The sequence below is a fragment of the Pseudomonas sp. MC6 genome (genome assembly GCF_054790575.1).
Genome location: NZ_CP186504.1, coordinates 2140954 through 2155322 on the forward strand (window position 1 = coordinate 2140954; position 14369 = coordinate 2155322).

The 14369-nt window shown below is 59.5% G+C and carries 13 protein-coding genes; 7 read left to right on the forward strand and 6 right to left on the reverse strand.

Annotation, left to right across the window (positions count from 1 at the left end):
• Positions 1-11 precede the first annotated feature (11 nt).
• From benB to ACOYXE_RS09655, 5 genes are all read right to left on the reverse strand, one after another.
• Positions 12-500, reverse strand: coding sequence for a benzoate 1,2-dioxygenase small subunit (benB, locus tag ACOYXE_RS09635; protein WP_160057540.1), 489 nt, complete (start codon positions 498-500; stop codon positions 12-14).
• Positions 500-1855 (reverse strand): benzoate 1,2-dioxygenase large subunit, encoded by a 1356-nt coding sequence (gene benA / locus ACOYXE_RS09640; RefSeq protein WP_460928913.1) that lies wholly within the window; start codon positions 1853-1855, stop codon positions 500-502. Before benA ends, benB begins: the two co-directional genes overlap by 1 nt.
• A gap of 153 nt (positions 1856-2008) precedes the next feature.
• A complete protein-coding gene (locus tag ACOYXE_RS09645) occupies positions 2009-2965 on the reverse strand; it encodes an AraC family transcriptional regulator (protein ID WP_095118488.1) in 957 nt (318 codons plus the stop codon).
• 880 nt (positions 2966-3845) lie between these two features.
• Positions 3846-4769, reverse strand: a complete 924-nt coding sequence (locus ACOYXE_RS09650) for a bifunctional helix-turn-helix transcriptional regulator/GNAT family N-acetyltransferase (protein WP_095118487.1) — start codon at positions 4767-4769, stop codon at positions 3846-3848.
• A 67-nt stretch (positions 4770-4836) separates the two neighbouring features.
• Entirely contained in the window at positions 4837-5112 is a 276-nt protein-coding gene (locus ACOYXE_RS09655) for a hypothetical protein (protein WP_095118486.1), read from the reverse strand.
• A gap of 137 nt (positions 5113-5249) precedes the next feature.
• On the opposite strand from ACOYXE_RS09655, the gene ACOYXE_RS09660 reads away from it, so the two are divergent.
• Together ACOYXE_RS09660 and ACOYXE_RS09665 are read left to right on the forward strand one after the other, a co-directional pair.
• Positions 5250-6086, forward strand: a complete 837-nt coding sequence (locus ACOYXE_RS09660) for an AraC family transcriptional regulator (RefSeq protein WP_095118485.1) — start codon at positions 5250-5252, stop codon at positions 6084-6086.
• A gap of 54 nt (positions 6087-6140) precedes the next feature.
• Positions 6141-6737 (forward strand): LysE family translocator, encoded by a 597-nt coding sequence (locus tag ACOYXE_RS09665; RefSeq protein WP_160057537.1) that lies wholly within the window; start codon positions 6141-6143, stop codon positions 6735-6737.
• A gap of 112 nt (positions 6738-6849) precedes the next feature.
• Here ACOYXE_RS09665 and ACOYXE_RS09670 read toward each other — a convergent pair whose 3' ends face one another.
• Positions 6850-7620, reverse strand: a complete 771-nt coding sequence (locus ACOYXE_RS09670) for a PAS domain-containing protein (protein WP_460928917.1) — start codon at positions 7618-7620, stop codon at positions 6850-6852.
• A gap of 231 nt (positions 7621-7851) precedes the next feature.
• Between ACOYXE_RS09670 and ACOYXE_RS09675 the strand changes: the two genes are divergently transcribed.
• The 5 genes from ACOYXE_RS09675 to ACOYXE_RS09695 all read left to right on the forward strand — a co-directional run bounded on the left by ACOYXE_RS09675 (position 7852) and on the right by ACOYXE_RS09695 (position 14348).
• Positions 7852-9477 carry an APC family permease gene (locus ACOYXE_RS09675; RefSeq protein ID WP_160057535.1) on the forward strand — a complete coding sequence of 542 codons (1626 nt, stop codon included), beginning with the start codon at positions 7852-7854 and terminating at the stop codon, positions 9475-9477.
• Positions 9478-9499: 22 nt separating this feature from the next.
• Positions 9500-10426, forward strand: coding sequence for a 4-hydroxyproline epimerase (locus tag ACOYXE_RS09680; RefSeq protein WP_160057534.1), 927 nt, complete (start codon positions 9500-9502; stop codon positions 10424-10426).
• 55 nt (positions 10427-10481) lie between these two features.
• Positions 10482-11429, forward strand: a complete 948-nt coding sequence (locus tag ACOYXE_RS09685) for a dihydrodipicolinate synthase family protein (protein WP_460928920.1) — start codon at positions 10482-10484, stop codon at positions 11427-11429.
• Positions 11430-11500: 71 nt separating this feature from the next.
• Positions 11501-13093: an aldehyde dehydrogenase (NADP(+)) gene (locus ACOYXE_RS09690; RefSeq protein ID WP_460928922.1), complete on the forward strand. Its 1593-nt coding sequence runs from the start codon at positions 11501-11503 to the stop codon at positions 13091-13093.
• Positions 13083-14348, forward strand: a complete 1266-nt coding sequence (locus ACOYXE_RS09695; RefSeq protein ID WP_460928924.1) for an NAD(P)/FAD-dependent oxidoreductase — start codon at positions 13083-13085, stop codon at positions 14346-14348. The genes ACOYXE_RS09690 and ACOYXE_RS09695 overlap by 11 nt, the downstream gene beginning before the upstream one ends.
• The last annotated feature ends 21 nt before the right edge of the window (positions 14349-14369 follow it).

The window sequence follows — 14369 nt, forward strand, 5'->3', positions numbered from 1 at the left end:
CGCCGTGTCGACTAGATGTGGTAGATGTCGATGACCTGACGGACGTAATCGTTTTTCAGCACGACTTTCTTGGCCTTGATCAGCGGCTGTTCGCCGCGCAGACCGAGGGTGTAGAAACTGCTGCCGAAGTAGCTGTCAGTGACCTGGTAACGAAAGCTCAGGGTGTGCCAGTTGAAGCGCACCTGACACTCGTCTGCGCTCTGCTCGACGATTTCGATGTTGCTCAGGTTGTGCGAGGTGCGGGTGTCGGGAATGGTCGCGCTGGAGCGCTCGGTCTTGATCCGGAAAATGCGGTCTTCGAGGCCGCCACGGTTGCCGTACCAGATCAGCGAGATTTCGCTTTGCGGGTCTTCGGTGAGGGTGTCGTTGTCGTCCCAGGCCGGCATCCAGAAAGTGGCGTCGGCGGCGTACAGCTCCAGCCATTGATCCCACTGGCCGTCATCGAGATAACGCGCCTCGCGGTAGAGAAAATCGCGCACGCAGTCGTAGAGGTTGCTCATCACACGGCCTCCACGGGGATCAATTGTGGCTCGGAGGCAGCGGCCTTTAGCATCGTTTCTTGCCAATACTTGTGCTGCAGTACAAACAGGCCTTCGTCTTCGGTGCGCATGCCGGAGAGCAACGGTTTGAGATCGATTTCTTCGGCCGCTGCGTCCGCGCCCTCGACCCAATGCGTCGCGCCACGGGACATGTCGTTCCAGCCACGGCCGGCGCCGTAACCGGTCTGGCACGAGCGGAACTCTTCGAGGTCATCCGGCGTGGCCATGCCGCTGACGTTGAAGAAGTCTTCGTACTGACGAATGCGCTTGGCCCGCGCTTCAGCGCTCTCGCCTTTGGGAGCGATGCAGTAGATGGTGATTTCGGTCTTGTCGACCGAGATTGGCCGGGCAATGCGGATCTGTGAGCTGAACTGATCCATCAAGTACACGTTCGGGTACAGGCACAGGTTGCGCGAGTTTTCGATCATCCAGTCAGCGCGGGCCTGACCGAAATCCCGGGCCAGTTCGTCACGGCGCTCATAAGCGGGACGGTCTTCGGGGTTGGCCCAGCGAGTCCAGAGCAGCAGATGGCCGTGATCGAAGGAATAGAAACCACCACCCTTTTTCGCCCAACTGCCGGCGCTCATGGTCTTGATCGCCTCACCTGCTTCGCGCTGTTGACGCTGGTTCTGGGTGGCGGCGTAGTTCCAGTGCACCGAGCTGACATGGTAGCCATCGGCGCCATTTTCAGCGGTGAGTTTCCAGTTGCCTTCGTAGATGTAAGAGCTGGAACCGCGCAGCACTTCCAGGCCTTCTGGCGACTGATCGACGATCATGTCGATGATCTTGGCGGACTCACCCAAGTGCTCGGCGAGGGATTTCACATCGGCATTCAGGCTGCCGAACAGAAAGCCGCGATAGGACTCGAAACGCGCGACTTTGGTCAGGTCATGGGAGCCTTCGCAATTGAAGCCTGCGGGATAGCCGGCTTCGCTCGGGTCTTTGACCTTGAGCAGTTTGCCGCTGTTGTTGAACGTCCAGCCGTGGAACGGGCAGGTGTAGCTGGAACGGTTGCCGGACTTGTGCCGGCAGAGCATGGCGCCACGATGGCTGCAGGCATTGAGGAACGCGTTGAGCACACAGTCCTTGTTGCGCGCGATGAAGATCGGCTGACGGCCCATGGTGGTGGTCAGAAAATCGTTATTGTTGGGGAGCTGGCTTTCGTGGGCGAGGTAGATCCAGTTGCCTTCGAAGATGTGCGCCATCTCCAGTTCGAACAGCCGCGGATCAGTGAACATCTCCCGCTTGCAGCGGTAGGCGCCCTTCTCCTTGTCTTCTTCAAGCATGGCATTGAGGTAGTCGATTCCCAGGGACATGGCCGGGGCCTCCATTGTTATTGTTCAGGCCAGGTCAGATTAGGGAGGCGATGCACGGGGCAATAGCCGAATCCTGCAGATCGCTATCCGTTTTGTGCAGGATGGCGCGGCAGATGATTCGGCGTGTTTCGGAGAGGGTTTTAGCGCTGTGTTTTAGTGGCGGCGTTTGAAGGTCTGCGACGGCAGTTCGCCGTACTGTTGGCGATAGCTTTCGGAGAAGCGACCGAGGTGCAGGAAGCCGTAGTCCAGGGCCAGTTCGGTGAGACTGCGCACCGGGCAACTTGGATCGCTGAGGCAGGTGTGGATGCGCGCCAGTTTGCGCTGGCGGATGTATTGCATCGGCGTGACGCCGAGTTGGCGTTCGAACAAAACGTACAGCGAGCGCGGGCTCATGCTCGCCTGTGCGGCCAGATGTTCGGCCGGCAAATCCAGTTTCAGATTGCGCTCGATGTAATCGACGATGCGCTCGAAGCTGACGTTCGGTGCGCTTAGGCACTCACGGCTGACATTGGTGTTCATCAGCGAGATCAGTTTGCTACCGATGATCTGCGCGTAATGCTCCTGCACCCGCAGCAACGGGTCGCTGGCCTCGGCTTCCTGACAGATCATCGCCAGCAGATTGGTGAAGCCTTCCAGCTCATCGAGCCGATAGTGATTGCGCAGGAAACGGATACCGCTTGCCGGACGCTGCCAGCGCTGCTCGTCGCACACCGATTCAAGCACGCTGACCGGCACCTTGAGGATGAATTTCTCGCAATCATCCGAGTAAGTCAGATCGACCGGATCATCCGGATTGATCAACAGCAACTCGCCCGGCACCAGATGCTGCTCGCGCTTGTGCCCGCGCCACAGGCAATTGCCTTGCAGCAGCACTTGCAGGTGGTAAACGGTCTCCAGGGCCACGGAGGTCACGCGTACGCTGCCGCCATAGCTGATGCGGGCCAGATCGAGATTGGCGAGTTTGCGATGGTTGAGGCTGGCTTGCGGGTGGGCGGTTCTGGACAGGCCGATGAAGTGCTGGCCGACGTGCTGATTGACGTAGTCGGAGACGGCATAAGGGTCAGCGTGACGAAACACGCTGCTGCGATCGCTCAGCAGATGGCTGTCCATGGGAGGTGCTCGTTGTTGTCGTTATTTTGGTTTCACGGGGTTTCAGGCATCACGTGTCACAGTACGCCGGAGTGTCAGGGTGGGCAATTGGACGAAGGTTTGGGTACTCGATAATCGAACACTTTTTGTGGATTACAGAGTGTGTTTGAACAACGCCTACACTTGCCGAAGAAATGCCCTACACGCCAAAAAAAACCGATAAAGAAAAATCCTACTTATGACAGCTTTATAAAACATAAAAAGCCCGTTTCAGTCGAAACTGGAACGGGCTTCTCCCACCTCAACAGCCGCTACTTCAGGTCGTCAAAGTGGTCTCGCAGGAACTCGTAAAAGCGAAATGCTTTAAACAATCTCCATACAAGGCTCAGCGTACGCAGCAAAAGCTTCATACGTTTTGGCCTCCAGGGCTGGGGGCCAAACCTCCGGCAAACTTACCGGATCATGCTTGCCTTCAGCCTGCACGTTAAAGCAGCTAGTGAGGCGGCCGGTTGAAATCCCTCCGAAACATCATTCCGGCACGGGTGCAAAACCGTGTCAAAGGGCATGAAACCGTTTAGTCACCAGCCTGGCCTCACCGCTGCTCGAACAAGTGAGCGCCCGCATCATAACCTTCATTCAAAGGCTTTCAGGAAAAGTAATTTTCTGTTTTGTTAACCATTATTTCTGCCAGCTTTTTCTGGAAATGAAATAGCACAAACAACCAGCTTCATACGAACTTTAACCTTGCAAGGGGGCACAAAGACTCCTACCATGAGCGAACGTTAAAGCAGCTAGTGAAGCAACAAACCTCGGTCGCAACCCAAGGTTTACAAAAGAACCGCCCCGCAAAGGCGGTTTTTTTTCGTCTGCCTTTTCACTGCACCCACCGATGAAAATCAGATCACAACGCCCGCGCCCATGTCTGACTCACCAGATCCTTGCCAAAGCTGTGAACAGCTTCTTCCTCCACCAGTTCAAACCCGGCCTGCTGATAAATCTTGCGTGCAGCCGTCAGGTTACTGGTCGTCCACAGGGTCATTTTCTGGTAGCCAATCTGCCGGGCAAAGCGCAGGCACTCCTCGACCAGACGACTGCCAATGCCCAAGCCCCGCGCGCTGGCGTCGACGTAGAGCATGCGCAGTTTGGCAGTGGTGGCGTCCTGGCGGACGATGAACACGGAGCCGATGACCTTGCCGTCCTTTTCCGCAATCCAGCAGCGCTCGCTCGTCGGGTCGTAATCACGCAGGTACTTGGCGACCACCTCCGCCACCAACACCTCGAACTCCGCGTTCCAACCGTATTCGCGGGTATAGAGTGCCGCTTGTTGTTGCATCACCGTGCCCATGTCGCCGGGCTGCGGATCGCGCAACAGGTAAGTTGAATCCTTGCTGCCCTCCAGCAGTGCCTGGATCAGCGTCATGGCGCCGATCAGTTGTTTTTGCTGCGGTTCAGGCAATCGCTCGAGCATGGCGACGATCTGTTCGCGGGAAGCCTTTTCCAGCGGGACCAGAATTTCGCGCCCGATGTCAGTGAGGTGCAATTGTGCAGCGCGGGCATCCGTAGGCGACGGGACTTTCTGGATCAAGCCGCGCTTCTCGAAACCGCTGATGATCCGGCTCATATAACCGGCGTCGAGGCCGAGCATCTGGCGCAGATCAGCGCTGGTCAGGTCACCACGCGAGGCGAGTTCATACAAAATGCGCAGCTCAGTCAGCGAGTAATCGCTTTGCAGCAGATGCTCCTGCAGTACGCCGATCTGATGGGTGTAGAAGCGGTTGAAGCCGCGCACAACGTCGGCTTGTTCGAGGAGATGGCTGCTGGACATGGCAGATACTCAAGTAGTTGCTTAAGGCAACTATATATTTGCCTGAAGCAACCATGTCAACAGAAAGCTATTTGCATTTGGCCAAGACCACCTGACAGGTATCCGGCGTGCCTCCAGACCGACCGGCATAGCGGATGCAGTTGTTCATCGACTTCTGCCGAGCCATGTTCAAACTGGAGCCCCAGGCCAGACCGCCCTCGCCGACCGACGGCAAGGCTTTGGCGTAGCAGGCATCGCCAACACCCGACGGTGGATAGTGTTTTCGGCTGGAACAGCCTGCGTTAAACGTCAGGCTGAGGCCGATCAGGGTAAGCATGCCCCAGAGCGAGCATCGGTTGAGCATCGTATTTCACCTGCCGCCAAAGGGGTCGTGACCTACAGAGTCTAGCCCCCTCACCTGCACAAATCTTCTAAACGCCCTTCACCATTGCGCGGTATTTTATGGAGCCGCACCTTTTAACGCCGAACACTGGAGACTTCGTGGATAAACGCAACTGGATCGATCTTTCCCAGGATGTCGACACCGGGATTGAATCGATTCGCGCTCACTTTGAGGGCCATGCCTACGATCCGCACTGGCATGACAGTTTCCTCGTCGGCGTCACCGAGCAAGGTGTGCAGCAGTTCAATTGCCGCCGCGTGCGCCATCGCAGTACGCCGGGCAACGTGTTCCTGCTGGAGCCGGGGGAAATCCACGATGGGCAAGCGCCGACCGAGGAAGGTTTTACCTATTCGATGCTCTACCTCGATCCGCACTGGCTGGAGCGTGAAATGCACGCGCTGTTCGAAGACGCCCCGGCCGACAGCCAGCCCGGTTTTGCCGACACGCTGAGTCAGGATCCGCGTCTGGCCACAGCGATCAGTCAAGCCTTCCATGCGCTGCATGACGGCGATCTGCGCATCGTCCGGCAGACCGCCGTCGATGGTTTGCTGAGCTCGCTCACGCGCCATCTCGACTGGCGCAAGCGCCAGGTTTTCGATCCGCGCCTGCCATTGGTGGCGCAACTGGCGCGGGATTATCTGCACGCGCACACCTATGAAGATATCGGTCTCGATGATCTCGCGCGGATCTGCGGGGTAGACCGTTTTCGTCTCAGCCGCGCCTTCAAGTCTGCTTTTGGCCTGGCGCCCCACGCGTATCTGATCCAGTTACGGCTGGCCAAGGCGCGGCAGTTGCTGGCCCGGGGTGAAACGCCGGCGCAGGTCGCCAGCGTGCTCGGTTTTGCTGACCAGAGTCATCTGGGCCGCTGGTTCCGCCGCGCCTACCAGCTTACCCCCGCCGACTACCGCAAGCGCTGCTCAAACCTTCCAGACTGATCCACAACGGCTGGCGATCATGGCTTCCTGTGTTTACTTCCAAGGAATCCGCCCATGGCGTCATTATTGCCCTTCCTGCTGTTTGCTTTCGTTGCCTCGATCACGCCGGGGCCGACCAATATTCTGGTGCTGAGCCACAGTTCGCGCCAAGGCTTGCTCGCCACATTGCCGATCATTTTTGGTGCCTGCGCGGCGGCGGCACTGATTGTATTGGTGGTCGGCCTCGGTGCCGGCGAAACCTTGCTGCGCTACCCGCGCGTGCAGCAAGCGATGGCCTGGGGCGGTGTGCTCTGGTTGAGCTGGCTGGCGTGGCAGATCTTTCGCAGTGCGCCGCCGTCGCTGGACCCGACGGATACGCAGGAAGAGGGTTTCAGCGTGCTCGGCGCGGCGATGCTGCAACTGGTCAACCCCAAAGTGTGGATGATGGCTGTGGCGGTGGTCAGCGTGTTTGTCGGCGGTGGTGACAAGACCCTGCGGCTGCTGGTGTTGTCGCTGGCGTTTCTGCTGGTGTCGTTGCCATGCATGACGTTGTGGGCGTTGCTGGGTGTGGGCAGTGCGCGATTGATGGGGTCGCCGAAAGCGTTCAAGCGGATGAACGCGACGCTTGCCTTGTTACTGCTGCTCTCGGCATGGCTGACTGTCCTGGCTTAACGCCCTCGTAGGAGCTGCCGAAGGCTGCGATCTTTTGATCTTGATCTTAAAAAACAAAATCAAAAGATCGCAGCCTTCGGCAGCTCCTACATTGCTTCTCAGTGCCATTTCATCAGGGTGAGGTGGCCTGCCGGTACTCACGCGGCGTAAACCCGGTCGACGCCTTGAACTGGCGGGTGAAGGCGCTGTGATCGGTATAGCCGCATTGCAGCGCCACTTCGGTAATCTGCAGGTCGGTGTGCAGCAATCGATGCGCGTGTTCGAGGCGTACTTTCTGGATCATCTGCCGTGGCGTCAGGTGAAACACGCGTTTGCAGTAACGCTCCAGCTGCGCCACGGAAATGCCAGCGATGCGGGTCAGCTCACCGAGGGTCACGCGGCGATTGAAATTCGCGCGGATATGCTCATCGACAGCCGCCAGCCGCTCGAATGCCGGGTGCGTTTCACTGGCCGATTGCAGGTCCACGGAAATCCCCGCCAGGCCAATGATCACTCCGTCACGGTTGTACAGCGGCTGCTTGTGCGTCAGGCACCAGCCTGGTTCGCGGCTGCCGTACAGATGCAGTTCAAGCTGATCCTCCAGCACAAAGCCCTCCTCCAGCACTTTGCGATCCTGCTCGGTGTAGCCCGGCCCGAGTTGCGCCGGGAATACCTGCGCGCTGGTTTTGCCAAGTAGCGGACGCAGATCCTTCAAGCCACAGCGTTGCACCAGCGTGCGGTTGGCGAGCACGTAACGGGCCTGCACATCCTTGATGAAAATCGCCGCGTTAGGGATCACATCGAGCATCGGCAGCAGCAGCGCCGCGCCGGCCAACAGCTCCTCAAGTGTCTGCGGACGATGCCCATCAATGCCTTGAGACAGGATCGAGAACGCCTGCTGCATCAAACAATCCCCTCGTAACGTGGATGGACGAAGCGCCCGCCATGCGGCCTTCGCGTGCAGATTGCAGCATGGTTCAAAGCATGTCGAGGGCCACGTTTATTCAGCGCGACTGTGCTGATTTCGTCATCGAAGCCGCCGCAAAACATCAATCGCCACAGCGTCGACACGTTCAAAGTCTGGGCGTCCCAGTGACACAACTGCCTATCCAATAACTCACAAGAAGGCGATGCCATGTCAGGCCAAGGCAAGTTCAAAAAACAGCTTTCACTGATCGACCTCACATTTATCGGACTCGGGGCGATTTTCGGCTCCGGCTGGTTGTTCGCGGCCAGTCATGTGTCCGCCATCGCCGGGCCGGCGGGGATTTTTTCCTGGCTGCTGGGTGGTTTTGCCGTGTTGTTGCTGGGCATCGTCTATTGCGAGCTGGGCGCTGCATTGCCGCGAGCCGGCGGTGTGGTGCGCTATCCGGTTTATTCCCACGGGCCTCTGCTCGGCTACTTGATGGGCTTCATTACCCTGATTGCGTTTTCCAGTCTGGTGGCGATCGAAGTGGTTGCCTCACGCCAATACGCAGCAGCGTGGTTTCCCGAGCTGACCAAGGCTGGCAGCGGCGATCCGACGATTCTCGGCTGGCTGGTGCAGTTCGGCCTTCTGTGCGTGTTTTTCCTGCTCAACTACCGCAGCGTGAAAACCTTCGCCAAGGCCAATAATCTGGTCAGCGTGTTCAAGTTCATCGTGCCGCTGTTGGTGATCGGCGTGCTGTTCACCTTCTTCAAACCGGCGAATTTCCAAGTACAAGGTTTCGCCCCGTTCGGCTTGTCCGGTATCGAAATGGCGGTGTCGGCGGGTGGCGTGATTTTCGCTTACCTGGGGCTGACGCCGATAATCTCCGTGGCCAGTGAAGTGAAGAATCCACAGCGCACCATTCCCATCGCACTGATCCTCTCGGTGCTGCTGTCGACGTTGATTTATGTGCTGCTGCAAATGGCCTTTCTCGGCAGCATCCCGACGGAAATGCTCGCCAATGGCTGGGCCGGTATCAGCAAGGAGTTTTCCCTGCCTTACCGCGACATCGCCCTGGCACTGGGTGTGGGCTGGCTGGCCTATCTGGTGGTCGCCGATGCAGTGATCTCGCCGAGCGGCTGCGGCAACATCTACATGAACGCCACCCCACGCGTGATCTATGGCTGGGCGCAGACCGGGACCTTTTTCAAAGTCTTCACTCATATCGATGAGAAGTCCGGGATTCCGCGTCCGGCGCTGTGGCTGACCTTTGCTCTGTCGGTGTTCTGGACCCTGCCATTTCCGTCGTGGGAAGCGCTGATCAACGTGGTTTCCGCTGCGCTGGTGTTGAGTTACGCCGTGGCGCCGGTGACCGTGGCCGCGCTGCGCCGTAATGCGCCAGACATGCCACGACCGTTCCGGGTCAAGTGCATGGGTCTGCTCGGGCCGGTGTCGTTCATCATCGCCGCGCTGATTGTCTACTGGTCGGGCTGGAACACTGTGTCGTGGCTGCTCGGCCTGCAAATCCTGATGTTCGTCGTCTATCTGCTCTGCGGTCGTTTTGTGCCGACCGCTCACCTGAATCTGGCCAGCCAAGTGCGTTCCTCGGCATGGTTGATCGCCTTCTATGCGGTGACCATCGTTCTGTCGAAACTCGGCACCTTTGGTGGCCTCGGCATCCTCGCTCATCCGTTCGACACCATCGTCGTCGCTGCTTGCGCCACCGGCATTTATTACTGGGGTGCCGCAACCGGTGTGCCGGCGCATCTGCTGCGTCTGGAAGAGGACGATGAGGAAAGCGAAGTCAACGCCCCTGCCTCGACCGTTTCTGCACGCCCTGCCGGCGCCTACTGAAATCATCCAACGGGATCTAATCATGAAAGAACTACACGTCATTGATTCCCACACCGGCGGTGAACCCACGCGTCTGGTGATGACAGGCTTCCCGAATCTGCCCGGCAACAGCATGGTGGAAAAACGCGATGCGCTGCGCACTCAGCATGATCAATGGCGCCGCGCCTGCCTGCTGGAACCGCGCGGCAACGATGTGCTGGTCGGCGCGTTGTATTGCGCGCCGGTCTCGCCGGACGCCACGTGCGGGGTGATTTTCTTCAACAATGCCGGTTATCTGGGTATGTGCGGCCACGGCACCATCGGCCTGATCAACTCGTTGCAGTACCTGGGGAAAATCGAGCCAGGCATCCACAAGATCGACACCCCGGTCGGCCCGGTCAGTGCCACGTTGCATGACGACGGAACCGTCACCTTGGGCAACGTCCCCGCTTATCGTCACCGCAAACAGGTATCGGTGGATGTGCCGGGTTACGGCCGTGTATTCGGCGATGTCGCTTACGGCGGCAACTGGTTTTTCCTCGTCTCCGAGCACGGCCAGACGCTGACCATGGACAACGTCGAACACCTCACGGCGTACACCTGGGCCATGCTCAAGGCCCTCGAAGATCAGGGCATTTTCGGCGAAGACGGTGCCGTCATCGATCACATCGAACTGTTCGCCGATGACGATCGGGCCGACAGCCGCAACTTCGTCATGTGCCCTGGCAAAGCCTACGACCGCTCCCCTTGCGGCACCGGCACCAGCGCCAAACTCGCCTGCCTTGCGGCCGACGAAAAACTGCAACCCGGCGCAACCTGGGTGCAGGCGAGCATCACCGGCAGCCAGTTCGAAGGCCGCTTTGAATGGCATGGCGAACGCATCCGCCCGTTCATCACCGGCCGTGCCTACATGACCGCCGACAGCACGTTGCTGATCGACGAAGCAGACCCGTTCGCGTGGGGCATCTGAGCCGCCGCGCTGACTTTTCACCTCAATTTGAACGATGTGCCAAGGAGTTAAAGCAATGAGCGACAACATCTTCACCGGTTGCATGCCGGCCCTGATGACCCCATGCACCGCCCAGCGCAAACCGGACTTCGACGCGTTGGTGGCCAAGGGTCGCGAGCTGATCGATGTCGGCATGAGCGCCGTGGTTTATTGCGGTTCGATGGGCGACTGGCCGTTGCTCACCGAGGCTGAACGGCAGGAAGGCGTGGCGCGTCTGGTCGCCGCCGGGATTCCAACCATTGTCGGAACCGGCGCAGTGAACTCGCGCGAAGCGGTTGCCCATGCGGCGCACGCGGCGAAAGTTGGCGCGCAGGGTTTAATGGTGATTCCACGCGTACTGTCCCGTGGTGCTTCGCCGGCCGCGCAAAAAGCCCACTTCGCCGCGGTTCTGCAAGCCGCGCCGAACCTGCCGGCAGTGATCTACAACAGCCCCTACTACGGCTTCGCCACCCGCGCCGACCTGTTCTTCGAACTGCGCCGCGAGCACCCGAACCTGATCGGCTTCAAGGAGTTTGGCGGTGGCGCCGACCTGCGTTACGCCGCCGAAAACATCACGTCGAAGGACGATGACGTGACCTTGATGGTCGGCGTCGACACGCAAGTGGTGCACGGTTTCGTCAACTGCAACGCCACCGGCGCGATCACCGGTATCGGCAACGCGCTGCCCCGCGAGGTGCTGCAACTGGTCGCGCTGAGCAAGCAAGCGGCCAAGGGTGATGCCAAGGCCCGTCGTCAGGCGCGGGAGCTGGAATCGGCGCTGGCCGTGTTGTCGTCGTTCGATGAAGGCTGCGACCTGGTGCTGTATTACAAACACCTGATGGTGCTCAACGGCGACAAGGAATACACCCTGCACTTCAACGAAACCGATGCGTTGAGCGATTCGCAGCGGCGTTATGCCGAGAAGCAGTACTCGCTGTTCCGTCACTGGTACGAGAACTGGTCGGCGGAACAGAGCTTCGCCTGACACTTCAGCCTCACCTGCCGCGATGCGTAGTGCTACGCGGCACGCATTTCCCTTTTCATCAGGAAGACACCATGACTCTGACGGGCCACATGCTGATCGGACAGCACTCGGTTGCGGGCAATCGCGCCGCCATTCACGGGATCAATCCGGCCACCGATGAAGCGCTGCAACCAGCGTATGCCGGTGGATCGGCCGAGCATGTCGAACAGGCCTGTGCTCTGGCTTGGGCAGCGTTCGATGTTTATCGCGAAACTACCCTGAATGTCCGCGCCGAATTTATCGAAAGCATTGCCAAGGAAATCGAAGCCCTCGGCGATGAACTGATCGAGCGTGCCCACACCGAAACCGGCCTGCCGCGTGCGCGTTTATTGGGCGAACGCGGGCGCACTTGCCAACAATTAAGAATGTTCGCCCGCACGGTCCGCGCTGGTGAGTGGCTGGATGTGCGCGTCGATAGCGCGCAACCGCAGCGCCAACCACTGCCGCGCGCGGATCTGCGTCAACGGCAGATTGCACTGGGGCCGGTTGCGGTGTTCGGCGCGAGCAATTTCCCGCTGGCGTTCTCCGTGGCCGGCGGTGACACCGCATCGGCGCTGGCCGCCGGTTGCCCGGTGATCGTCAAAGCGCACAGTGCGCATCCCGGCACCAGCGAACTGGTCGGCCGCGCAGTCGCTCGGGCGGTAAAAACCTGTGGTTTGCCGGAAGGCGTGTTCTCGTTGCTGTACGGTTCCGGCCGCGAAGTGGGCATTGCGCTGGTCACTGATCCACGGATCAAAGCAGTGGGTTTCACCGGCTCGCGCAGCGGCGGTCTGGCATTGATTCAAGCGGCACAAGCACGGCCCGAGCCGATTCCGGTATACGCGGAAATGAGTTCGATCAATCCGGTGCTGCTGTTTCCTGCGGCGCTGGAGAATCGCACGCAGGCGTTGGCTGAAGGGTTTGTGGCGTCGCTGACGCTGGGCGCGGGCCAGTTCTGCACTAATCCGGGCTTGGTGATTGCCTTGAAAGAACCGGCGCTGGACAGATTCATTGGCGCCACCACCGAAATTATTCAACGCAGTCCGGCGCAAACGATGCTCACACCGGGCATCTTCAGTGCTTACGAATCTGCCGTGAATGCGCTGGCCGAGAATGCCAGTGCGAACATCGCGGGTGTTGGTCTAAGCAGCAACGGCCCGAATCAATGTCAGGCCCGTGTATTCGTGACCGAAGCCGCCGAGTTTCTCGCCGATCACCGCCTGCAAGCTGAAGCCTTCGGTGCAGCTGCATTAATTGTGCAATGCGAAAGTGAAACTGAAATCCGCCAGGTCACCGAACATCTGGAGGGCCAGTTGACCGCGACATTGCATCTGGATGAGCAAGACCTGGAACAGGCACGCGACCTGCTGCCGACACTGGAACGCAAGGCCGGTCGGTTGCTGGTCAACGGCTGGCCCACCGGCGTCGAGGTGTGTGACGCAATGGTTCACGGCGGGCCGTTCCCGGCCACCTCAGACTCGCGCACTACATCCGTGGGTACAGCGGCAATTCTGCGTTTTCTGCGTCCGGTCTGCTATCAGGACTTCCCGGAGAACTTGCTGCCTGAAGCGTTGAAACATGACAACCCGCTGCAATTGCGACGTCTGCTCGATGGGCAAAGGGAAGCGCAGTACCATGACCAATAACGTCTCCCACGACATTGCTGTGGTCGGCGCCGGCATCATCGGCGTCGCCTGTGCACTGCGTCTGGCGCGCCAGGGATTGCGTGTGGTGGTGATCGATCAGCAGCCACCCGGCCACGGCGCCTCGTTCGGCAACGCCGGGCATCTGGCGACCGAGCAGGTGTTTCCGATTGCCGACGCGTCCATCCTCAAGCGCCTGCCAGCCATGCTGCTGGATCCGATGGGGCCATTGCGGCTGGACTGGAAATACCTGCCGCGCGCCTTGCCGTGGTTTACCCGGCTGTTGCTGAATCTGCGCCCGGCGCCTTTTCAGAATACCGTAGCAGGCTTGCGCGCCCTGAATGAAAGCAGTCTGGAGGCCTGGCAGCGCTTGCTCGCCGACATCCAGCGGCCGGACCTGCTGAAGATCGATGGATCGTTACTGGTATTCGAGCGCCCCGAATCGCGTCAGACCATCCAGGCATTACAGGCCCGGATGCATCAGCAGCAAGTGCCGGTCGACCTCTGGCAGGCCGGCGCCATACGCGACACCGCGCCGCAACTCAGCGAACAGATTCAGGGCGGCTTGTTCTTTCCGCGCACCGGGCACTTCATCGACCCGTATCGCGTGGTGTGTGAATTGGTCGAAGCGGCCAAGGCCAGCGGCGTGAGCTTCGTACAGCAGCAGGTTCAGGGTGGCTATGTGCAAGAGCACGGGGTGACGCTGACCACCGGCAATGGCGGTCTGACTGCACGCCGCGTGCTGATCGCCTGTGGCGCACATTCGGCGAAACTCACCGCCGCCCTCGCCGGCAAAAAAGTACCGCTGGACACCGAGCGCGGGTATCACCTGATGCTGCCTCAGGAACACGACCGACTGCCCTTCCCCGTGACCTCGCTGGAACGCAAGTTCATCATGACGCCGATGTCCGAAGGCTTGCGTCTGGCCGGCACCGTCGAATTCGCCGGTCTGGAAAAACCGCCGAGCATGGAACGCGCGTGGCAGTTGCATCGATTGAGTCAGGGCTTGTTTCGCAGGGATCTGAGCGCTGAAGCGGCGACGCCGTGGATGGGTTTTCGACCGTCGTTGCCGGATTCGTTGCCGGTGATTGATCGGGTCTGTGGAGGTAAGGTGTTGCTTGCTTTTGGGCATCAGCATCTGGGGCTGACACAGGCGGCGGTGACAGCGGAGATGGTGGTGCGGATGGCTCGGCCAGCAACGACGCATCAGGTGACTGATCTGACGGCAGATGAACGCTTCAGACTCGATCGTTTCTGAACGGCGGGTGCCGATGCGATT

Coding starts and splice junctions, on each gene's coding strand:
- benB (WP_160057540.1), bottom strand. CDS start 500: ATGAGCAACCTCTACGACTGCGTGCGCGATTTTCTCTACCGCGAGGCG.
- ACOYXE_RS09665 (WP_160057537.1), top strand. CDS start 6,141: ATGGCGTCATTATTGCCCTTCCTGCTGTTTGCTTTCGTTGCCTCGATC.
- benA (WP_460928913.1), bottom strand. CDS start 1,855: ATGTCCCTGGGAATCGACTACCTCAATGCCATGCTTGAAGAAGACAAG.
- ACOYXE_RS09650 (WP_095118487.1), bottom strand. CDS start 4,769: ATGTCCAGCAGCCATCTCCTCGAACAAGCCGACGTTGTGCGCGGCTTC.
- ACOYXE_RS09695 (WP_460928924.1), top strand. CDS start 13,083: ATGACCAATAACGTCTCCCACGACATTGCTGTGGTCGGCGCCGGCATC.
- ACOYXE_RS09670 (WP_460928917.1), bottom strand. CDS start 7,620: ATGCAGCAGGCGTTCTCGATCCTGTCTCAAGGCATTGATGGGCATCGT.
- ACOYXE_RS09655 (WP_095118486.1), bottom strand. CDS start 5,112: ATGCTCAACCGATGCTCGCTCTGGGGCATGCTTACCCTGATCGGCCTC.
- ACOYXE_RS09645 (WP_095118488.1), bottom strand. CDS start 2,965: ATGGACAGCCATCTGCTGAGCGATCGCAGCAGCGTGTTTCGTCACGCT.
- ACOYXE_RS09685 (WP_460928920.1), top strand. CDS start 10,482: ATGAGCGACAACATCTTCACCGGTTGCATGCCGGCCCTGATGACCCCA.
- ACOYXE_RS09690 (WP_460928922.1), top strand. CDS start 11,501: ATGACTCTGACGGGCCACATGCTGATCGGACAGCACTCGGTTGCGGGC.
- ACOYXE_RS09675 (WP_160057535.1), top strand. CDS start 7,852: ATGTCAGGCCAAGGCAAGTTCAAAAAACAGCTTTCACTGATCGACCTC.
- ACOYXE_RS09680 (WP_160057534.1), top strand. CDS start 9,500: ATGAAAGAACTACACGTCATTGATTCCCACACCGGCGGTGAACCCACG.